This is a genomic window from Aeromonas sp. QDB17 (genome assembly GCF_027705305.1).
GTDB lineage: Bacteria > Pseudomonadota > Gammaproteobacteria > Enterobacterales > Aeromonadaceae > Aeromonas > Aeromonas caviae.
In genome coordinates this window covers 340,239-360,835 of record NZ_JAPDBP010000002.1, presented here as the reverse complement: position 1 = coordinate 360,835, position 20,597 = coordinate 340,239, and the positions used below count along the sequence as shown (strand labels likewise).

At 63.4% G+C, this 20,597-nt stretch carries 15 protein-coding genes and 1 tRNA gene; 6 read left to right on the top strand and 10 right to left on the bottom strand.

Features of this window, described 5'->3' with window-relative positions; all coding sequences use genetic code 11:
• Window positions 1-269 precede the first annotated feature (269 nt).
• From glpC to OKC41_RS03395, 4 genes are all read right to left on the bottom strand, one after another.
• A complete protein-coding gene (gene glpC, locus OKC41_RS03410) occupies window positions 270-1,472 on the bottom strand; it encodes an anaerobic glycerol-3-phosphate dehydrogenase subunit GlpC (RefSeq protein ID WP_201893807.1) in 1,203 nt (400 codons plus the stop codon).
• A 190-nt stretch (window positions 1,473-1,662) separates the two neighbouring features.
• Window positions 1,663-2,940, bottom strand: coding sequence for a glycerol-3-phosphate dehydrogenase subunit GlpB (glpB, locus tag OKC41_RS03405; RefSeq protein WP_201893809.1), 1,278 nt, complete (start codon window positions 2,938-2,940; stop codon window positions 1,663-1,665).
• Complete coding sequence (gene glpA, locus OKC41_RS03400) at window positions 2,930-4,609, bottom strand: anaerobic glycerol-3-phosphate dehydrogenase subunit A (RefSeq protein WP_124244205.1); 1,680 nt, start codon at window positions 4,607-4,609, stop codon at window positions 2,930-2,932. Before glpA ends, glpB begins: the two co-directional genes overlap by 11 nt.
• A 221-nt stretch (window positions 4,610-4,830) precedes the next feature.
• The gene (locus OKC41_RS03395) at window positions 4,831-5,286 is read right to left on the bottom strand and encodes a YchJ family protein (RefSeq protein WP_080768035.1); all 456 of its coding nucleotides are present in this window, start codon (window positions 5,284-5,286) and stop codon (window positions 4,831-4,833) included.
• Window positions 5,287-5,414: 128 nt separating this feature from the next.
• Between OKC41_RS03395 and OKC41_RS03390 the strand changes: the two genes are divergently transcribed.
• From OKC41_RS03390 to OKC41_RS03375, 4 genes are all read left to right on the top strand, one after another.
• Window positions 5,415-7,082, top strand: a complete 1,668-nt coding sequence (locus OKC41_RS03390) for a methyl-accepting chemotaxis protein (protein WP_270671748.1) — start codon at window positions 5,415-5,417, stop codon at window positions 7,080-7,082.
• Window positions 7,083-7,186: 104 nt separating this feature from the next.
• Window positions 7,187-8,398 carry an ROK family transcriptional regulator gene (locus tag OKC41_RS03385; RefSeq protein ID WP_042016542.1) on the top strand — a complete coding sequence of 404 codons (1,212 nt, stop codon included), beginning with the start codon at window positions 7,187-7,189 and terminating at the stop codon, window positions 8,396-8,398.
• Window positions 8,395-9,978, top strand: a complete 1,584-nt coding sequence (locus OKC41_RS03380) for a sensor histidine kinase (RefSeq protein WP_270671747.1) — start codon at window positions 8,395-8,397, stop codon at window positions 9,976-9,978. The genes OKC41_RS03385 and OKC41_RS03380 overlap by 4 nt, the downstream gene beginning before the upstream one ends.
• A complete protein-coding gene (locus OKC41_RS03375; protein WP_039041028.1) occupies window positions 9,979-10,644 on the top strand; it encodes a response regulator in 666 nt (221 codons plus the stop codon).
• 61 nt (window positions 10,645-10,705) lie between these two features.
• Here the strand turns inward: OKC41_RS03375 and OKC41_RS03370 are convergent, their stop codons facing one another.
• From OKC41_RS03370 to OKC41_RS03345, 6 genes are all read right to left on the bottom strand, one after another.
• Window positions 10,706-12,238 carry a tripartite tricarboxylate transporter permease gene (locus OKC41_RS03370; protein ID WP_039041029.1) on the bottom strand — a complete coding sequence of 511 codons (1,533 nt, stop codon included), beginning with the start codon at window positions 12,236-12,238 and terminating at the stop codon, window positions 10,706-10,708.
• 9 nt (window positions 12,239-12,247) lie between these two features.
• Window positions 12,248-12,709 (bottom strand): tripartite tricarboxylate transporter TctB family protein, encoded by a 462-nt coding sequence (locus OKC41_RS03365; protein WP_201893813.1) that lies wholly within the window; start codon window positions 12,707-12,709, stop codon window positions 12,248-12,250.
• Window positions 12,710-12,751: 42 nt separating this feature from the next.
• A complete protein-coding gene (locus tag OKC41_RS03360) occupies window positions 12,752-13,717 on the bottom strand; it encodes a tripartite tricarboxylate transporter substrate binding protein (RefSeq protein ID WP_039041031.1) in 966 nt (321 codons plus the stop codon).
• Between the two features lie 174 nt (window positions 13,718-13,891).
• Window positions 13,892-15,424: a lytic transglycosylase F gene (locus tag OKC41_RS03355; protein WP_201893815.1), complete on the bottom strand. Its 1,533-nt coding sequence runs from the start codon at window positions 15,422-15,424 to the stop codon at window positions 13,892-13,894.
• A gap of 178 nt (window positions 15,425-15,602) precedes the next feature.
• A complete protein-coding gene (locus OKC41_RS03350; RefSeq protein WP_029314601.1) occupies window positions 15,603-17,288 on the bottom strand; it encodes an aspartate:alanine antiporter in 1,686 nt (561 codons plus the stop codon).
• Window positions 17,289-18,059: 771 nt separating this feature from the next.
• A tRNA-Asn gene (locus OKC41_RS03345) sits at window positions 18,060-18,135 on the bottom strand.
• Between the two features lie 132 nt (window positions 18,136-18,267).
• Here OKC41_RS03345 and uvrB point away from each other — a divergent pair.
• Both uvrB and OKC41_RS03335 read left to right on the top strand, forming a co-directional pair.
• The gene (gene uvrB, locus OKC41_RS03340; RefSeq protein WP_041215067.1) at window positions 18,268-20,280 is read left to right on the top strand and encodes an excinuclease ABC subunit UvrB; all 2,013 of its coding nucleotides are present in this window, start codon (window positions 18,268-18,270) and stop codon (window positions 20,278-20,280) included.
• Entirely contained in the window at window positions 20,277-20,534 is a 258-nt protein-coding gene (locus OKC41_RS03335) for a DUF1232 domain-containing protein (protein ID WP_041215068.1), read from the top strand. Before uvrB ends, OKC41_RS03335 begins: the two co-directional genes overlap by 4 nt.
• Window positions 20,535-20,597 lie beyond the last annotated feature (63 nt).

The following is a 20,597-nucleotide window of genomic DNA, read 5'->3' as shown; positions in this document are numbered from 1 at the left end:
GCTGAATATGCTGGCTTGATGTTTTCTGGTGGTGGCAATGGGAGGTGGTTTTTAACAGAGTGGGTGTTGTTGCTGCTTTTCACTGTGTGGGTGGTTCAAACAACCAAAATAGTTCGCCGCCCAAGCCTCCCATCGGGCTGCCCGGGCGGCGTCAGGGCCTTGCCGCGCCGATCCCGGTCAATGCCGGCCAGAGGGGGCGCAGGCATTGACCGGGGCGTGTCGCCTCCAAGCCGGTGCCCGTGATGATGGGCGGACCGGGGGGATGGCGGTCAGGCCAGCGCCCGTGCCAGCAGGTGCACCGGGTGTTCGCAGCGAAACGCCGTGCTCATCTCGATCTGCCACTTGCAGGTCTCGCAGTCGGTGATGACCAGATCGGGTTTGAGCCGGTTTATCTGATCGAACAGCCCTTCACCGATGGCCTGGCTGGTGTCGTAGTTCTCCGACTTGAAACCGTAGGTGCCGGCGATGCCACAGCACTGGGAGTCCAGCACCGTTACCTTGACGCCGGGGATGGCCCGCAGCAGTTCGAGGGTATAGATGACCCCCCCCATCTTCTCCAGGTGACAGGGGGTGTGGTAGGCGATGTGCAGATTGAGGGGCTTCATGGCCGGTTTGTTGCCCCGATCGAACTCGTTCCACAGGAAGCGGGTCACCAGGGAGATGCGATCCCGCACCTTGTGGTTGTCCTGCTCCAGCAGGTGGGGATATTCGTCCCGCAGGGTGAAGCCGCAGGTGGAGGAGGTGGCCAAGAGCGGCATCTCGTTGCCGAGCAGGGTGTTCTCCAACTGCTGGATGTTGAAAGCCGCCTGCTGCCTGGCCTTGTCCATGAAGCCGTTGGCAATCAGCGGCACGCCGCAGCACTTCTCCCGCTCCAGCAACTGGACGCCGATGTTCATGGCGTTGAGCACCTGCACCAGCTCCTTGCCAAGCTGCGGGTGGTTGTAGTTGACGTAGCAGCCGTGGAAGTAGGCGATCTGGCGCGCAAAGCGGGCCTGACTCGCTTTCTGCTTTTTGTACCAGCCGCGGAAGGTGCCCTGGGAGTACTTGGGCAGGTCGCGGTGGGAGGAGACCCCCAGCGCCTTGTCCAGCACCAGCTTCATCGGCTTGAGGCCGGTGGTGAAGTTGACCACCGGGGCCATCAGGGTGGACATGCTGCCCATCAGGTCGGTGTGGGAGAGCACGAACTCGCGGATCCCCGGCTTGAAGCCGCTGTACTGGTGCTTGGCCTTGGCGATGATGTCGCCGATGCGTACCCCGCTCGGGCAGGCCACCTCGCAGCGCTTGCAGTTGGTGCAGTACTTGAGGGCGCTGTCAAAGAGCTCCGGGCTCTTGATGCGCAGCCGCTCCCCATCCGGGCCCGCCTGCTTGGGGCCTGGGTAGGCCGGGTTGGCCTTGGCCACCGGGCAGTAGGCGGTACAGACGGTGCATTTGATGCACTGATCGAAGGTTTGGTTGGCATGATCCAGTAGCATGTCAGTTCTCCTCCCGTTGGGTGTGAAGGCACGGGATATGGGACAAAATCATCATTGGGCTGAACTCAAAATGTGACCGGCAGCCTGCCAGCCGGTGGCAACCGCGACACCTGAGCCAGAGCCCTCCTTGGATTGGGCATCGTCGTGGGCCAGCACGCCGTGTCGTTGGAGTGGGAATATGTGATTCATCTCAGCCCTCCGCCAGAATATGGCCAGCGGCTTGCCAGCCGGTGGCAACGGCCACGCCGGAGCCGGAACCTTCTTTAATGGGGTCATAGTGCGCCAGCACGCTGCCGGCGCCGTAAAGGTTGGTGAGGGGCCTGCCGCCGCGCAGCACCCGCAGCCGCTCGTCGGTCTTGACCCCGAAGCCCATGAAGGGGTGGTGGTCGAACAGGCGGCGGCCGGCCCAGGCGTCGCGCTCGGCAAGGCTCAGTACGTCGGCATCGAAGATGGGTTCACGAATGCCCCCGAGGCGCGACTCCAGCCCGCGGCTGAAGAAGCTGCCGGAGGCGAGCACGAAGTGGTCGGCCTCGAACAGCTGATCCTCCCCGTGCTGGCTGTGCACCCCGATCACCTTGTCGCTGTCATAGCGGGCGCCCAGCACCCGCTCGCTGGTGAGGAAGGTGCCGCCAAGGGCCATGAAGCGGCGCTTGAGGGCCTCCTGCATCCGCATGCCGATGAGGGACGGCGGCATGGTGGCCACCTCCTTGATGGTGCAGCCGGTGCGTCGTTCCAGCTCGCTCAGACGCGGGCCGACCAGCCCCAGCGACAGGCAGGCGGGCAGCACGATATGGCGACAGCTGGGCACGCCGCATCCCTGCACCATGCGGCTGATCTCGCGAGCCAGATCCGCCAGCAGGTCCTGCTGGCCAGGCCCCTGCTTGTCGAACAGGCGGGCGATGTCGGCGGAGCGAAACTCGTGGGGATTGCGGCTGAACTGGGCGAGCTGGGGCAGGCGAATTTCCCCGGTCAGGATGCGGCTGTGGGCAAAGCGGGCGTGGGTCGCGAGATTCGCCGCCGCGAGCGCCGGGTGAAAATCGCGAAACCCTTCCAGGGTGGCGAGCAGGATGGCGTCCGGGGCGGGGGCATCAGTCACGCAGGCGCAAGTGTCGGGGGAGAGCCAGGTGGATTTCAGGGTGCCGATGGGGGTCAGGCGATGGTGGTTGTGCTCTTGGCGCATCAAGGGCAGCCCCTCTTCTGCGCAGTGGCGTTGCAGATCGGCCAGACTCCCTTCGATATTCTGCATCCCCACCTTGCTGTAAGGGTGATCCGGATGGGCCGCCATGAAGGCGGGCAGGGCGGCGCGGGGATCTCCCTCGCTCTCCAGCAGATCCACCGAGCCGGAGGAGAAGTGCAGGGCGCTCTGGCCGGAGGCCATCAGCAGGGTCTTCTGGCCGGCCTCGGCCAGGCGCAGGGCCGCCGAGAGGCCCGCCATGCCGCCGCCGATCACGATGCTGTCAAATTTCATGGCTGCGCTCCTTGGTGGAATTGGCGGTGCTGGCATCAAGCGGGAAGGGGGGCTCGCTCACCAGGTGGGGGGCCGTCCACTCACCAAGGCCGAACAGCCCCTCGTAGATCCAGTAGGTAAATTCCGCTTCCCGCAGGGCATCGCCCCAGAGCACGGGGCGTGTACCCTTGTAGCGCTCCTCCAGGAACTGGCGCAGCATGACGCAGGCCTGGCGACCGTCCGCCTTGCCGTACTCCTGCATCAGGCCGGCGGCGCGATAGGCGCACAGCTCCCCCTGACAGGGCCCCATGCCAAGGCGGGTGCGGCGGCGCAAGTCCACCAGGTTGTCCACGTCGAGCTCGCGCAGGGCGTATTCAATCTCGCCCGCGGTCACCATTTCGCACTCGCAGATGAGGGCGTTGGCCTTGGGGTTGTCGCGGAAAAAGGCGATGACCCGCTCGCCGTGGCGGTACTGGGCCGAGCCTTCGGCGGGTACCGAGAGGCCGGGGGCGGAGACCTTCTCCGGATCCCGCGAGCCGGGCAGGCTCAGCTCGGCGGTGCGGCAGGGCTTGCTGTTGCCAAGCTTTTTGGCAAGCAAGTCGGTGGCCCATTCGGCCATCAGCCGGTAGGTCATCAGCTTGCCGCCTGTGATGGTGTTGAACCCCTGGAGGCCGTCACGTTCGGCGTGATCCAGCAGCACTATGCCGCGGCTGATGTTGCGGCCGGACTCGTCGCCATCCACCGCCACCAGGGGGCGAACGCCGGCGTAGGCCCGTAGCAATCGGGTGCGGGCCATGATGGGGGCCAGTTTTATCCCCTCGCGCAGCAGCACCTCCACCTCTTCTGGCTCGACGGTGAGCTGGTCAATCTTGTGGTAATCGATGCGACTCGACGTGGTGCCGATGAGGGAGATGGTATCGCCCGGCACCAGAATGTCCGCGTCCGCCGGTTTGCGGCAGCGGTTGAGCACCAGCTGGTTGATGCGGTAATCCATGATGAGCAATGAGCCCTTGGCCGGGAACATGCGGATGCCGAGATCGGCGTACTCGCAGATCTGCTGGCCCCAGATGCCGGCGGCGTTGATCACCTCCTGGCACTCCACCTCGAACGCTTCGCCGGTGCGGGTGTTGATGGCCTTGACCCCGTGCACCCTATCCTGGGTGCGCAAAAGCCCCAGCACCTTGCTGTGGGTGAAGATGCGGGCGCCGTGCTCCTTGGCATCCAGCACGTTGGCGGCAGCCAGACGGAAGGGATCGACCGTGCCGTCCGGCACCTGGATGGCACCGATCAGCGCCGGGTTGACGTTGGGTTCAAGGCGCAGCGCCTCGGCGGGATCCAGCTGGCGGGCGTCGATGCCCGCCAGGGCGCAGGCATCCATGAAGGTATTTTGAAAATGGATGTCATCTTCCGGCAGGGTGATGAAGAGGCCGCCGGTGTCCTCGACGCAGTGGCTGGCGATCCGCTTGAGGATACGGTTCTCCTGAATGCATTCGCGGGCGGACTCCTGATCCGTCACCGCGTAGCGGGCGCCGGAGTGGAGCAGGCCATGGTTGCGGCCCGTGGTGCCGGCGGCGATGTCGTCCCGCTCAAGCAGGATGCAGTCGATGCCGCGCAGCGCGCAATCGCGCATGATGCCGGCGCCGGTGGCGCCCCCCCCTATGATGACGACTTGTGTGGTGATTCTTTTCATTCTTGCCCGTCTCATCTCTTCCAGATGAGGCCAGTGTGGCGCCTTCACGACGTAAAATGTTTGATATGGGCCAAATTAATGTTCGTAAACGCTCATTTGGTGTGAGGGGATGAGCGAAATGTGATGAACCTCACGTCACCGTCGAGGCGGGGCAGGGGGAAGCATGGCGGGGAAAAGAAGGCCAGCCCGGGGGCTGACCAGAGGGCGGCTTGGGGGAAACCTCAGCCGCAGCACTTCTTGAACTTCTTGCCGCTGCCACAGGGGCAGGGGTCGTTTCGCCCGACCCGCAGCGGCGCCGGATCCTGCTCGCCGTCGGTGTAGACCCAGCGCCCCTGATGGCGCACGAAGCGGGAGCGCTCATGGAGGCAGTGACGTTCGTCCCCCTCCAGGAACCAGGCTTTGAATTCCACCATGCCGAGGGTGTCATCGGGGCCGCCCTGGCTGGCGAGGATCTCGAGGCCATCCCAGCGGGTGTCGGTCGATGAGAGGTCGGCCGCGGTCAGCCCGTTCAGATAGTCCGGGTGCCAGCTGTGTACCAGATATTCTCCCAATCCCAGCACGAAGGCGCTGTAGCGGGATCGCATCAGCTGCTCCGGGGTGGCGGCGGGCTGACCTGCGTGGAGTACACCGCAGCACTTGGCAAGAAAAAGAGAGGAACCGCAAGGACATAGGTTCATGAGTCAGCTCATCTGGTCGATAATTAAAGGTGGCGGGATTGTAGCGAACGCACTTCCCTTTCGGCCAGCTTCCCATGCCGTTTAGGCAGACATCATGCAGCAATGAACACAGCACAAAGGGTGACACAATGACACTTAAGCAGAAGATCCTGTTACTGGGGGCCATCCCCGTGCTGCTGATGGCCCTGGTGGTCAATCTCAGCAACTACCTGGTGGCCAGGAGCGATCTGGAGTCGGATCTGGTGGTGGCGCGGGAGAGGGCAATCAAGGAGCGCAAGGCGCTGCTCAGCAGTTATCTGATGCTGGCCAAGACGGCCATCGAGGGCAGCTACGGCAAGCCTGACAGCCCCGAAGTGCGCCAGCAGGTGAAGGAGATATTGCGGCCGCTGCGCTATGGCAGCGACGGCTACTTCTTCGTCTACGACTATCAGGGCAATACCGTGCTGCTGCCGACCCGGCCCGAGATGGAGGGGAAGAACCGCTGGCAGGACAAGGATACCAAGGGTGCCTTCCTCATTCAGGGGATCATCAAGTCGGCGCGGGAAGGAGATGGTTTCTCGGAGTACTGGACCAACAAGCCCTCTATCGGGCGGGATGCCCCCAAGCTCTCCTTCAACCTGGTGCTCGACAAATATCAGTGGGTCGTGGGCACGGGCTTCTACATCGACGACATCGACAACGAGCTTGCAAACCTGCGCAGCGAGCGGGAGGAGACCATGTATGGCTCCCTGAAAACCGGGGTGCTGTTCATCCTGGTGATCCTGGGGGTGACCCTGGCGGCCACGGTGGTGATCGGCAACCGGGTCACCCGCCCGCTGGCGGATGCGGTTGCCGCACTCAACGACATCGCCGACGGGGACGGGGATCTGACCCAGCGCCTCAAGGTGCAGAGCAAGGACGAGGTGGGGCAGCTGGCCGCCGCCTTCAACCGCTTCGTCGAGCGGATCCAGTCGGTGGTGAGCCAGGTGGGGGAGACCAGTCACCAGTTGCTGGGGGCCGTGGATCGGCTGCATAGCCTGAGCGAACATGCGGACAGACAGATGCAGGGCCACGGCAAGGAGACGGATCAGGTGGTGACAGCGGTGACCGAGATGAGCTCCACCGCCCAGGAGGTGGCGGCGAGCGCCTCCAACGCAGCCAGCGCCACCAGCGATGCGGCCCGCGAGTCCGATGCGGCCCGCGGCGTGGTGAACAGCGCCATCGGCAGCATCAACCGGCTGGTGGACGAAGTGCATGTGGCGGCCGGGGTCATCGAACAGCTCGCCCATGAGACCGGTAAGATAGGCTCCGTGGTGGAGGTCATTCGCGGCATCGCCGATCAGACCAACCTGCTGGCTCTCAACGCCGCCATCGAGGCGGCCCGGGCGGGCGAGCAGGGGCGCGGCTTTGCGGTGGTGGCGGACGAGGTGCGATCCCTCGCGGGCCGTACCCAGCAGAGCACCAAGGAGATCAACGAGATGCTCCAGCGCCTGCAGGGCGGGGTGAAGCAGGCGGTGGAGGTGATGCAGGCCAGCGAGGCACGCAGCCAGGAGACGGTGCAGGAGGCGAGCCACATCGCCAGCTCCCTGGACAGCATGGTGATGGCGGTCGGCACCATCAACGACATGAACATCCAGATCGCCACGGCCGCCGAGGAGCAGCACGCGGTCTCCGAGGAGATCAACAAGAACCTGGTGGCCATCCAGCAGATCGTCAGCGAGCTGACCGAGGCGTCCGGGGAGTCCAGCACCACCACCCGCGCCCTGGCAGGCACGGGTGACAAATTGCGCCAACTCGTCTCCCGCTTCCGTTACTAATCACATTTTTGCCGTCTGGACAGGATTTCCAGACGGCAAATTTGGGGATCGGCGCAGAATGTGTGAAAATCGCGCCATTCGTTCCTTTCGTTAGCCCCAACCCTATGAATGAGATCGTGAAAGGCAGTATCGATTTGATCCGTCAGCTCAACTACGGCCTGGTCTATGCCAGCCTGGAGGAGCACAAGGAGCTGTCCCGTACCGATCTGTCCCGTCTGACCGGCCTGTCGCCTGCCAGCATCACCAAGATCACCCGCGAGCTGCTGGACGGCGGCCTGGTGGTCACCTGCGGCGAGAGCTCGGTGGGGCGTGGCCGTCGCCAGACCCTGCTGCGCATCAACGAGCGCCGCTTCCAATTTCTCTCCATGCGCCTGGGGCGCGGCTATGTGGACATGGCCCTGTTTGACCTAGCTGGTCACTCCCTGGCGCGCCATCGCCATGTCTTCAACGAGGCGGAGCGTGCCGAGCTGCTGGCCAGCCTGGTGCGGGCCATCGAGGGCTTTCTGCCCAAGAAGGCGCTGCGTCTGGCCTGCATCGCCCTCTGCCTGCCCGGCCAGGTGGAGCGCCACTCCGGCATGGTCAAGCATTTTCCCTATTACGATCTGCGCAACTGGCCCCTCGGTCCCACCCTGCAGGAGGCCTTCTCGGTACCCGTGCTGGTGAGCGGCGACGTGCGCACCTGGATCCAGGCCGAGCGGGAGTGGGGCGCCGCCAGGAACTGCTCGGATGCGGTGCTGGTGTTCGTGCACAACGACATCGGGGTCGGCATGGTGGTCAATGGCCAGCTCATCGAGAGCGAGTCGGCTCTGCTCGGGGATCTCAGCCACCTGCAGCTCGAACCCTATGGTCAGCGCTGCTACTGCGGTGGCTTCGGTTGCGCCTGCACCCTGGTGACCAATCAGGCGCTGGAGGCGCAATATCGGGAGCTGCGCGAACGGATGCAGGAATTCGATCTGCCCGAAAGCGTCACCATCCGCGAGCTGTGCGAGCTGGCGCTGGCCGGCAACAGCCTGTGTCAGGACATCCTGCACCAGGCAGCGGGCCGCCTCTCTCGGGTACTGGCGAACCTCATCTGCCTGCTCAACCCGGGCAAGCTGCTGCTCGGGGGAGAGATCACCCGGGCCGATCGATTGCTCTTCCCCATGCTGCACCAGTCCCTGGCAAGCCAGTTGCCCGCCGAGTACCTGGTACGCCTGCAGATCGAATCCACCCACTTTTACGAAGATCCCACCAAACCCACCTCGGTGCAGGTGCACAAGGCCTTGCGCGATGGCAGTCTGCTGCTCGACTTGTTGCGAGGCGACAGGGAGGCATGAGGCTCGGGTTGCAAGGACGCTTCCTGCTCATTCTCTGTCTGGTCAGTCTGTTGCAACTGGTGTTGCTGAGCGGGGCCAGTTACTACTATGTCGCCGAGCAGCGCTACCGGGAGGTGGGGGATCAGGCCCTGGACGTGGCGCGGCTGGTGGCCCGTGAGCCCGGCGTCATCGCCGGGGTGAAGCGAGCCGATAGCACCCGCCTCAACGTGCTGGTGGAGCGGATGCGGGCCGAGGTCGGTGCCAGCTACATCGTCATCGGCGATAAGGAGGCGCGCCGCCTGGTGCACCCCAATGCGGACAGGATTGGCAAACCCATGATGGGGGACGATCCCGGACGCGCCCTACGGGGGGAGTTCTACATCTCCCGCGCTCAAGGGTCCCTCGGGGTCTCGGTGCGCGGCAAGGGGCCCATCCGGGATGAGATGGGCAGGGTCATCGGCGTGGTCTCTGTCGGTTATCTGGTGCGGGACATAGAGGCGGACCTGCAGGGCTTCCTGCGCTTTGGCCTCGCAATGACACTGCTCATAGTGCTGCTCAACAGCGTCGCCGCGGCCTGGCTGGCCAAACGCTACAAGCGGGCCCTGCTGGGGTTTGAGCCCGAGCAGATCGGCCGCCTCTATGCGGAGCTCGACTGCACCCTGCGCACGGTGCGCGAGGGGATACTCACCATCGACGAGCAAGGCAGGCTCACCTCCCTCAACCCCAACGGCATCCGGCTGCTGCGCCTCGATGAGCGGGCCGCGCAGGCCGCCATAGGCCAGCCCGTCACCCGCTTGCTGCCCGGCAGCCGCATGCTCTCCCTCATTCAGGATCCCCGGCCCCAGTATGACGAGGAGATAGTGCTCAACGGTCAGTCCCTCATCGTCAACCGGCTGCCTCTGGTGCAGGAGGGGCGGCTGATCGGCGCCGTGTCGAGCTTTCGGCGCAAGGACGAGTTGGCCGAGCTCAGTGCCCAGCTCTCCCAGGTGCAGGCCTACAGCGATCTGCTGCGGGTGCAGACCCACGAACACAACAACCAGCTCGGCACCATCGCCGGCCTCATTGAGCTCGGGGCCACCCGGGAGGCGCTCGCCTTCATCGGCCGGGAGGCGGCCACCGAGCAGACCCTCCTGAGCTTTTTGATGGGGGCCATCGCCAAGCCCAAGGTGGCGGGCCTGCTGCTTGGCAAGTACCACAGAGCTCATGAGCTGGGACTGGTGCTGGAGGTGGACCCGGATTCCCGCCTGCACGACATTCCCGCCCGGGTCAGCGGCTCCCAGCTGGTGACGGTACTGGGCAACCTCATCGACAACGCCTTCGAGGCGACCCGCGGCCATGGCGCCCCCTACCAGCCGATCCGGGTCTCTTTGAGCGATCTCGGCCAGGATCTCATTCTGGAGGTGGAGGACGGGGCCGGCGGCGTCGATCCCGCTTTGGCGGACACCTTGTTCGAGCGCGGGGTCAGCAGCAAGGCCGAACCCGGCCACGGCATAGGTCTGGCCCTGGTGCGCAAGACACTGGATGCCCTGCAGGGGACCATCACCATCGAAGCCACGGCGCAGGGAAGTTGCGTCGTCTGTTACATTCCCAAGGAGGTATGAGTGATCAAGATCCTGATCGTCGAGGATGATCCGGCCATTGCCGAGATCCACCGTCGCTTCGTGCAGCGCCTCGCCGGTTTCGAGGTGCTGGGGGTGGCGCTCACCCTGTTCGATGCCAGAGAGCAGATAGAGATCCTCAAACCCGATCTGGTGTTGCTGGATGTCTGGCTGCCGGACGGGGAGGGCTTCTCCCTGCTGCGGGAGTTGCGCCAGCGCGGGGCTCACCTCGACGTCATCCTGCTCACCGCGGCGCGGGAAGCCGCTGCCCTGCAGGAGGCGATGCGCCTCGGGGTGGTGGATTTCATCTTGAAGCCCGTGGTGTTCGAGCGGCTGCGCGACACCCTGGAGAAGTACCGTCAGAGCGTCGCCGCCCTGGCGGCGTTGGCCGACATCGATCAGCAGGCGGTGGATGCGCTCCTTGGCTCCCCGTTGCAACAGGTGGCGGCGGGCGGCCTGCCCAAGGGGATAGACGCCCTCACCCTGCAAAGGGTGCTGGCGGCCCTCCATCAGGAGGGGGCCAGCGCCGAGGAGATAGGCAGCCGGGTCGGGGTGAGCCGGACCACGGCGCGCCGCTATCTGGAGTTTCTGGTGGGTCAGCAGCTGGCGAGCCCGGAGCTGGAGTACGGCACCGTGGGCCGGCCGGAGCGGCGCTACCGTCAGCGCTGAGTGGCCGGTTCCAACTCAAGAAAAAGAGCGCCTTTTGGCGCTCTTTTTGTGATGGCTGGGATCAGGTCGGGTCGGATTGCAGGGTCGCTACCGGCGTGCGACGGGCCTGCCACCACTGCCAGAGCGGCAGCAGCAGCATCACCAGGGTGACCAGGGTGAAGCCCAGGGTGATGGGGCGCTCCCACAGGAAACTCAGGGAGCCGTCGTTGATCACCAGGGCCCGGCGCAGGTTGTCCTCCAGCATTCCCCCCAGGATGAAGCCGAGCAGCATGGGGGCCATGGGGAAGTCAAGCAGGCGCAGCCCGATGGCCACCAGGGCCACCAGCACCATCACATAGATGTCCATGGTGTTGAAGGAGACCAGATAGACCCCGATCAGCGAGAACAGCAGCACCATGGGGATGAGCACGGGGCGCGGCACTTGCAGGATCTTGGCCAGGTAGGGAATGAGCGGCAGGTTGAGGATCAGCAGCACCACGTTGCCCAGATACATGGAGATGATCACCGACCAGAACACGTCAGGGTGCTCCATGAACAGACGCGGGCCGGGCTGGATGCCGTAGGCGATGAGGGCCCCCAGCATCAGGGCCGTGGTGCCGGAGCCCGGGATCCCCAGGGTCAGCAGCGGCACGAAGGCCCCGCTGGAGGCGGCGTTGTTGGCCGCTTCCGGCGCGGCTATGCCGGTCAGACTGCCCTTGCCAAACTCGTCCCGTTTGCCCTTGCGGGCGAAGTTGCGCTCGGCCCCATAGGCCATGAAGGAGGCGATGGTGGCACCGGCCCCCGGCAGCACGCCGATGAGGAACCCCAGCACCGAGGAGCGGGCTATGGGGGGCGCTATCTCCTTTACCTCGTCCCGGCTCAGCTTGAGGGATCCGAGCTGCTGCATCTTGCTCGCCTCCTCCTGGCTGGTGTCCTTGCCCGGGCGCAGCACCGTCATCAGGATCTCTGCCAGGGCGAAGGTGGCCATGGCCAGCAGCAGGAAGGAGAAACCATCGCGCAAGTCCGGGAGACCGAAGGTGAATCTGTCCACCCCGACGCTGCGGTCGATGCCGACGGTGGAGATCATGATGCCAAACAGCGCCATGATCAGCGCCTTGAGCACTTGGCCCTTGCCGGCGAAAGCCGCCACCGCGGAGAGCCCGAGCACCATGAGGGCGAAGTAGTCCGCCGACTGGAAGGCGAGGGAGACCTTGGCGAGCAGGGGCGCCGCCACCATCAGGAAGATGGCCGACAGGGTGCCGCCGACGAAGGAGGCGTAGGCGGCGATGGCCAGCGCCTTGCCCGCCTGCCCCTTGCAGGCCAGCGGATAGCCGTCGATGGCGGTGATCATGCTGGCGGAGCAGCCCGGGGTGTTGATCAGGATGGAGGCGGTGGAGCCGCCGAACATGGAGCCGTAATAGACCCCGGCCATCAGGATGATGCCGGAAGCCGGATCCAGCCCGTAGGTGATGGGGATCATCAGGGCGATGGCGGTGACCGGGCCCAGCCCCGGCAGCATGCCGATGAAGGTGCCGACGAAGCAGCCGACCACCACCATGAAGAGGTTGATGGGCATCATGGCGGTGCCGAGCCCTTGCAGGATTCCGTCTAACATGGGTTCTCCTTATCCCAGCAACTGGGTGAACAGCCGACCCGGCTCGAGATAGACATTGAGCCCCTTGGTCAGCAGGGCCCAGAACATGAGGGTGAAAGGTATGCTCACCTTGCAGGCGAAGGCGAGGCTCTGCTCGCCCATCAGCCGGATGCCGCCGATGAGGAACAAGATGGTGGCGACGAGGAAGCCGAGCCAGCCAAGGGCTAGGCCATAGACCAGCATCAGCCCCAGCAGGGCGAACACCAGCCGCCAGTTGCCGGACTCCTTGCCCAGTCGCTCTCCTCCCGGGGAACAGATCAGGATCAGGGAGAGCAGGACCCCGACACCTGCCAGGACATAGGGCAGGGTGCTGGCGGTAAAGGGTTCATATTCGTCCCCCGGGTAGCCGGGGATCTGGGTGGCGTGATAGCCGTAGGCGAGGGAGAGCAGCAAAAACAGCAGCCCCCCGAACCTTTCCTTGGTCAGTGGCATGATGACTCCGATGGGCGGGCCTGGCCCGCCACAGGCTGAGGGTTATTTGATGAAGCCGAGCTCGCGCATCAGGCCGCCGATCTGCTGCTCCTGGCTGTTGAGGAAGGCAGTGAACTCGGGACCGGCCTGATACTGGTTGATCCAGCTGTTGCGCGCGCGCACCGCTTCCCACTCCGGCTTGTCGTACATCTGCTTGAGCAGAGCGGCGAACTCGGCGGACTGCTCGGGGCTGACGTCGGGGGAGGCGAAGTAGCCGCGCCAGTTCGCAAAAACGGTGGGGTTGCCCTGCTCGGAGAAGGTGGGCACCTGGCTGGCGTCCGGCATCCGCTCGGGGGCGGTGACGCCGAGGATCCGCATCTGGCCGGACTTGACCGCCTCCATCGCCTCGCCAAAGCCGGTGGAGAGCACCTGGGTTTCCCCCGCCAGCACCGCCGCCATGGCGCTGCCGCCGGCGTCATAGGCCACGTAGCGCAGCTTGCCGGCATCGGCCCCCGCATTCTTGAAGGTCATGGCGGCCACCAGGTGATCCAGACTGCCGCGGGCGGAGCCGCCGGCAATCTTCACCTTGGCGGGATTGGCTTCATAGGCGGCCAGCAACTGGGCCCAGTTCTGATAGGGGGAGTCCAGGGGGACCGCCAGCGCCTGATAGTCGGCGATGATGGCGGCGACCGGGGTGAGATCCCGGAAGGATTGCGGCAGCTCCTTGGAGAGGGACTTGACGATGATGGGGGTGGAGTTGACCAGCAGCGTCTTGTCGGACTGTGCCGAGGTCTCGATCAGGTGGGCGATGGCCTTGGCGCCGCCGCCGGCCGAGATGTTCTGGTAGGAAGCGGTGTTGATGAGGCCGGACTTGGTCAGAGCCTCGCCGGTGCCACGGGCCGTGTTGTCCCAGCCGCCGCCGGCGCCGCCCGGGATCAGAAAGTGGACTTCGTCTATCTTGGCCTGGACGCCGAGGCTGGCCCCCAGCAGGCAGCAGAGCAGGGTGCGCTTGAAGGTTCCTTGCAACATGGTGTTCTCCTTGTGATTGTTGCGAGGAGGTTAATTAATCATGTCTGATTGGAAAACAATCTGGCCGTAATGGCTATTAAGGCTGTTGTGACCATTGTGTTCATTCTGGTCATGGGCCAAAGAGGGGGGCGCGCATAGAAACGAAGCGCCCGTGAGCGCCTCGTCCGGCAAGGATCACTGGGTCGGTTTCGCCGCCGATGTGCTGACATCCTCCTTCGCCTCCTGTTTCAGGGCATCGCTCGCCTGCTGGCGCAGGACAACCTGTTCCATCACCAGCTTGTAGGCGATGTAGTACTTGTAGATGTTGCCCACATAGGTGACCGTCTCGGGGCCGATTTTCTCCGCTGCCACGTACTCGACGTTGTGAAACCAGACGTTGGGATCCAGCCCCCGTTTTCTGGCCTCGGCGCGGAGCCGCGCCACCCGGGCGGGACCGGCATTGTAGGAGGCGAACGAGAAGAGGGCCTTGTCGAGGGCGGTCATGGGCTCGTCCGCATAGTAGTGATCGATCATCCAGCGCATGTATTTGACGCCGCCGTGAATATTGGGCTCGAGCTTGCGGATGTCGCCGACCTTCAGCCCCTTGCCGGTGGCGGGCATGATCTGCATGATGCCGATGGCGCCCACATGGCTGCGGGCCTGGTGGTTGAGGGCGGACTCCTGGTAGCCCTGGGCCGCCATCAACAGCCAGTCCACGTCATAGCGATCGCCATACTCGCGAAACAGATCCACCACCTGCAGGAACTTCTTGCGTTCGGCCTCGGCGGCGGCGCTTTTGACGAACTTGTTCTGCTTGAGATAACGGGCCAGGATCTCGTCCCCCGTCGCCTTGCCACGCAGCGCCTTGATCTGCTCGTTGAGCAAGGCGAGCAACTGGGGGCTCTCCTTGCGCACCGCCCAGGCGATGACGCCCCCTTCCCGGAACACGGGGGCGTCGTGAATGGTGATCCCGGGGAAAATCTTTTGCCAGAAGCGGGCCTTGTGCTCGTCCATGACGATGAAGGGGAGCAGGCCCGCATTGACCATCTCCACCAGATCTTCATCTTCGAGCACCTCCGAGGCGGGCTGGAGGTCGATGAGGGGCTCTCCCGCCGACTTGCGGGCCTGGTTGTAGGCGAGCAGGCTCTCGTAGTAGCTGGAGGAGGGGCGCACGAAGACGCGCTGGCCCCCGAGATCGGCGGCGCTTTCCACCTTGGGGGAGAGGGGGCCGGAGACGAGCAGCTCCCGCACGTTTTCAAGCAGGGGATCGGTGAAGGCGATACCCTGCTTCTTGCGCCTGTCCGTGATGGTGAGATTGGCGGCGGCGATGTCGCCTTTGCCCTCGATGAGGGAGCTCAGCAGCGCTTCCCGGGCAACGGGAATGAAGACGAAGTGCACCTTGAGGTGACGCTTGATCGCCTTTTGCTTGCGCAACTGCTCGTTGAGACGCTTTTCCACCTGCATGAAGGCATCGTAGGTGACGCCCCGCTGTACGCCCTTGGTGATGAAGAACCCCGTCTTGTTGTAGGTGGTGAGCACTCGGATGGTGCGCTGCTCCAGCATGACGTCGAGATCCCCCAGCCTGGGTCTGGCAAGCTCGTCGTTTTCAAAGCTCAGGGCGCTTTTCTCCGTCTCTGCTTCGGGGGCCACCTGCTTGCCGGATTCGGCCCCCCAGGCTGGCGTCAGGGAGCAGAACCACCAGATCACGACCATCCATGCGCGTTTCATCACTTACACCTCGCTCGTTTTATTGAGTGTAAGTGGCACCTTGTAGAGGATTTAGCTTATTGGGTTTGATAGACCCGTCCCCATAGCACGATTTTCACTATTCCATCCAGGAGTGCCCGCCCATGAAAAAAGGAGCCTCGAGGTTCCCTTTTTTCATGGGCGGGCAGGTACTCTGCGGCTAGAACCAGAAGCCGATGATGAAGGAGCCCGCCAGGGTCAGCATGACGTTGGCCACCGCATAGGTGCCGGCGTAGCCGAGCGCCGGGATAGAGCTGTTGGCCGCCTCGTTCACCACGTCCATGGCCGGGGCGCAGGTACGAGCCCCGGTGATGGCACCGAGCAGCAGGGCCGGGTTCATTTTGAGCACCCAGACACCGAACAGGTAGCCTACCAGCACCGGCAAGGTGGTCACCAGCATGCCGGAGAAGAGCACCACCATCCCCACTTCGCTCAGGTGATCGAGGATGCCGCCCCCCGCCTTGAGGCCGGTGCTCACCATGAAGACGGCGAGCCCGAGATCCTTGGCAAGACGCAGGGCCCCCGGTGGCACATAGCCCACCGTGGGGTGGTTGGCACGCAGGTAGCCCATCAGGATCCCCGCCAGCAGCAGGCCGACGGCATTGCCGAGGCCGAACTCTATCTGGCCGAACACCAGGGAGACGGAGCCGATGAGCAGGCCCAGTACGAAGAAGGTGGCGAAGGCCACCAGATCCGTGGTCTGGCTGTGGATGCTGATGAAGCCTATCTTGTTGGCCAGCAGCTTGACCCGCTGCTTCTCGCCGCTGATCTGCAGCACGTCGCCCTTTTGCAGCATGATGTTGCGATCGAACGGCATCTCTATCTGGGAGCGCACCACCCGGTTGAGGAAGCATCCCTTCTCGGTGAGGTTGAGCTCCACCAGATGGCGACCCACCACGGCGTCATTCTTCACCACGATCTCTTCGGTGACAATCTGCAGGTCAAGCAGGTTGCGATCGAACACCTCCTTGCCGTTGCGGTAGTTGACGTCGAGCTTCTCATGGCTCTCGGGGTAGCCCACCAGGGCGATCTCGTCCCCTTCCTGAATGACGGCGTCACCATCGGGGCTGGCCAGAATGCCGTTGCGGCGAATGCGCTCCACATAGCAGCCGGTGTGGGGATAGATGCCGGTTTCGCGCAGGGTACGACCGCCGATCCAGGCGGCGAGCTCCGGGCCGACCCGATAGGCGCGGATGATGGGCAGATAGGTCTTGCGGCTCTCGCTGTCGGAGAGCCCCCGCTCGCGGGCTATCTTCTGGGCCTCGGTGTTGAGATCCAGCCTGGCCAGGGACGGGAGGTAGCGCACCACCAGCATCAGGCCCACCAGGCCCACCAGGTAAGTCAGGGCGTAGCCTATCCCCATGTTGTCGAGCACCGACTGCATGTCGGTCTGGTGGGGCAGGTTGAGCAATCCGCTTCGCAGGGCGTCCTGTGCCCCCACCAGGGCCGGCGTGGAGGTGAGGGAGCCTGCCAGAATGCCGGCGGCCATGCCGGGCCCCAGATTGAAGAACTTGGCGAGCCCCACGGTCAGCAGCAGGGCCGACAGCAGGATCACCAGGGTCAGGGTGATGTAGTGGATGCCGTCGCGAAGGAAGACGCTGAAAAAGTGCGGCCCCGCTTCAATCCCCACGCAGAAGATGAACAGCATAAAGCCGACGTTTTCAGTGGAGGTGGAAAACTGGAATCCCATCTGGCCAAACAGCAGGGCGGTGAAGAGCACGCCTATGGTGTTGCCTATCTGGAAGTTGCCGATGCGTACTTTGCCCAGCAGCAGCCCGAAGGCCAGTACCACGAACAGCAGCAGGGAGTCGCTTTGATGTAGCAGTGTCACGAAATCTATGGTCATGCCCGGAAAAACCGAGGAAAAAAGTGGGGCCGATATTGTGCCGGATCCTGTATCAAGAAAGAAGCGCCAAAGCGGATTAACAGCCAGTTAAGTGCTGGTCTCTTCGGTGAAGATAGGGATGCGAGGGGGGGCTGGGGAAAACACCTCTATTTTACGCTGCAAGGCCCGCTGTCAATGAGTGAAATATGCTGTCGAGCAGAGAGGGGATGACGCTCCTGTGGACAATTTATTACCTGCTGCATGGGGAGCAAACGGGCATGTTTTTCAGCATTTTCCACTGAGGAAATTGAAGGGTAACAAAAGAGACTCATGACTCATCCGGCGAGGGCTGACCCGCAGGACGCGGCATAGCGAAAAAAAATCTCCCTCAGGCAGCACCGCGAGTCGATTCATCCCATTTAGGGGGGAAGGAAAAAACAGCAGAAAATGGGGAAGAGTGGGGGCAACCAGCGCAAACCGGGGACCATGGCTGCCAACCCAGATGAACCGTGGCTTTGGTCAAGTTACCCACAGAAACTGTGGATAACCCTGTTTATGAAACTTGGCGATCAGGCTGAAAGCCGCGCCAATACTGGGCTGCAAGGACTGTTCAAAAAATACCTGCAATAAATTGTTTCTATAAAAATCAAATAGTTATGAGCAGCAGAACAAAACACTGCTGGTCAGTAACGGGAGATAAAAAGGGAGTCAGGCCGCAGGGGAGGGCTTGTGCATTAAAATTGGAAGAGGAAAGCACTAAAGTGGATAACTTGCACCGAGATGGTGAGGAATTGGCTCCCCCGACTGGACTTGAACCAGTGACATACGGATTAACAGTCCGCCGTTCTACCGACTGAACTACGGGGGAACATCAGGCAAGGAGGTGTATCATACAGAGGTCGTATTTCAGGGTCAATAGCCATCAGGGAGGGTGAGCGGATACCCAGCTCCTTCAACTCGGGGTACACTTCTCCCTTGCCGTTTTTTGCCGGGAGTCGTCATGAGTAAGTTATTCCAGTTGGCCAGCCAGTTTCAACCCGCCGGGGATCAGCCGAGGGCCATCGCCCAGCTGCTCGATGGCATCGAGTCAGGACTGGCCCATCAGACCCTGCTCGGGGTGACCGGTTCGGGCAAGACCTTTACCATGGCCAACGTCATCGCGACCCTCAATCGTCCCACCATGATACTGGCCCCCAACAAGACCCTGGCGGCCCAGCTCTACGGGGAGATGAAGGAGTTCTTCCCCGACAACGCGGTGGAGTATTTCGTCTCTTATTACGACTACTACCAGCCCGAAGCCTATGTGCCGACCACGGACACCTTCATCGAGAAGGATGCCTCCATCAACGATCACATCGAACAGATGCGGCTGTCAGCCACCAAGGCGCTGCTGGAGCGGCGTGACGTGGTGATCGTCGCCTCGGTGTCGGCCATCTATGGTCTGGGGGATCCCCAGGCCTACCTCAGCATGATGCTGCACCTCAAAGTGGGGGACGTGATCAATCAGCGGGATATCCTGCGCCGCCTCGCCGAACTGCAGTACACCCGCAACGACATGGCCTTCCAGCGCGGCACCTTCCGGGTGCGGGGGGAGGTGATCGACATCTACCCCGCCGAATCGGACAAGCTGGCCCTGCGGGTGGAGCTGTTTGATGAAGAGGTAGAACGCCTCTCCCTGTTCGATCCCCTGACCGGTGCCATCGAGCAGACGGTGGTGCGCTACACCATCTACCCCAAGACCCACTACGCCACCCCGCGGGAGACCATCCTGGGGGCTATCGAGCACATCAAGGAGGAGCTCAAGGGGCGGCGCGAGCAGCTGATGAGCCTCAACAAGCTGGTGGAGGAGCAGCGTATCAGCCAGCGCACCCAGTTCGACATGGAGATGATGCAGGAGCTGGGTTACTGCTCCGGTATCGAGAACTACAGCCGCTACCTCTCCGGTCGCGCGCCGGGTGAGCCGCCGCCCACCCTGTTTGACTACCTGCCGGGGGACGGCCTGCTCATCATCGACGAATCCCACGTCACGGTGCCGCAGATCGGCGCCATGTTCAAAGGGGACAGATCCCGCAAGGAGACCCTGGTGGAGTACGGCTTCCGCCTTCCCTCGGCGCTGGACAACCGGCCCCTCAAGTTTGACGAGTTCGAGGCGCTGATGCCGCAGACGGTGTTCGTCTCGGCGACCCCGGGCCCCTACGAGCTGGAGAAGTCCGGCGGTGACGTGGTGCAGCAGGTGGTGCGTCCCACCGGCCTGCTCGATCCCGAGGTGGAAGTGCGACCGGTCAGCACCCAGGTGGACGATCTGCTCTCCGAGATCCGCAAGCGGGTCGCCGTGGAGGAGCGGGTGCTGGTCACGACACTGACCAAGCGGATGGCGGAGGACTTGACCGAATACCTGGCGGATCACGAGGTACGGGTGCGCTATCTGCACTCGGACATTGATACCGTGGAGCGGGTGGAGATCATCCGCGACCTGCGCCTTGGCAAGTTCGATGTGCTGGTGGGCATCAACCTGCTGCGCGAAGGCCTCGACATGCCGGAAGTCTCCCTGGTGGCCATTCTGGATGCGGATAAAGAGGGCTTCCTGCGATCCACCCGCTCCCTCATTCAGACCATCGGCCGGGCGGCACGAAACCTCAACGGCAAGGTGATCCTTTACGGGGATACCATCACCAACTCCATGAAGGTTGCGATCGAAGAGACCGAGCGGCGCCGCGCCCTGCAACACGCCCACAACCTGGAACACGGCATCGTGCCGAAGGGGCTCAACAAGGCCATCGGCGATGTGATGGACATGGGGGGCAGCCGCACGGCGGGCAAGGCCGGCAAGGGGAGTCGCAAGGCTGCCGAACCGCAAGGGGAGTACCATGCCCGCTCTGCCAGCGAGATCAGCAAGGAGATCAAGCGGATGGAAGAGCAGATGTTCCAGCATGCGCGGGATCTGGAGTTCGAACAGGCGGCGGCGCTGCGGGATCAGATCCAGCGGCTGCGCGGCGAGCTGATCGCGTCATGAGCACCAGACGCTGGCTCATCTGGCGGCGTTTGCGCCGCCTCTATCAAGGCTTTCGCCACCCAGGCACGCCCTGGTGGGCGAAGGGGCTGGTGATCCTTATCCTGCTCTATGGCATCAGCCCGGTGGACGTTGTCCCCGATGTGGTGCCTCTCCTTGGCTGGCTCGACGACGCGACCCTGTTGCTGCTCCTCTTGTGGGGCTGGGAGAAATGCCTGCCCGGCGAGGTGCTGGCCGCTCTGGACAAGGCCGAGTGAGCAGAAGCCTACGTTCAGGGAAAGGGGAAAAGAAGGGGGGATTGAATGACTCCCTTCATGGGG

Coding starts and splice junctions, on each gene's coding strand:
- glpC (WP_201893807.1), bottom strand. CDS start 1,472: ATGCTACTGGATCATGCCAACCAAACCTTCGATCAGTGCATCAAATGC.
- glpB (WP_201893809.1), bottom strand. CDS start 2,940: ATGAAATTTGACAGCATCGTGATCGGCGGCGGCATGGCGGGCCTCTCG.
- glpA (WP_124244205.1), bottom strand. CDS start 4,609: ATGAAAAGAATCACCACACAAGTCGTCATCATAGGGGGGGGCGCCACC.
- OKC41_RS03395 (WP_080768035.1), bottom strand. CDS start 5,286: ATGAACCTATGTCCTTGCGGTTCCTCTCTTTTTCTTGCCAAGTGCTGC.
- OKC41_RS03390 (WP_270671748.1), top strand. CDS start 5,415: ATGACACTTAAGCAGAAGATCCTGTTACTGGGGGCCATCCCCGTGCTG.
- OKC41_RS03385 (WP_042016542.1), top strand. CDS start 7,187: ATGAATGAGATCGTGAAAGGCAGTATCGATTTGATCCGTCAGCTCAAC.
- OKC41_RS03380 (WP_270671747.1), top strand. CDS start 8,395: ATGAGGCTCGGGTTGCAAGGACGCTTCCTGCTCATTCTCTGTCTGGTC.
- OKC41_RS03370 (WP_039041029.1), bottom strand. CDS start 12,238: ATGTTAGACGGAATCCTGCAAGGGCTCGGCACCGCCATGATGCCCATC.
- OKC41_RS03365 (WP_201893813.1), bottom strand. CDS start 12,709: ATGCCACTGACCAAGGAAAGGTTCGGGGGGCTGCTGTTTTTGCTGCTC.
- OKC41_RS03360 (WP_039041031.1), bottom strand. CDS start 13,717: ATGTTGCAAGGAACCTTCAAGCGCACCCTGCTCTGCTGCCTGCTGGGG.
- OKC41_RS03355 (WP_201893815.1), bottom strand. CDS start 15,424: ATGAAACGCGCATGGATGGTCGTGATCTGGTGGTTCTGCTCCCTGACG.
- OKC41_RS03350 (WP_029314601.1), bottom strand. CDS start 17,288: ATGACCATAGATTTCGTGACACTGCTACATCAAAGCGACTCCCTGCTG.
- uvrB (WP_041215067.1), top strand. CDS start 18,268: ATGAGTAAGTTATTCCAGTTGGCCAGCCAGTTTCAACCCGCCGGGGAT.
- OKC41_RS03335 (WP_041215068.1), top strand. CDS start 20,277: ATGAGCACCAGACGCTGGCTCATCTGGCGGCGTTTGCGCCGCCTCTAT.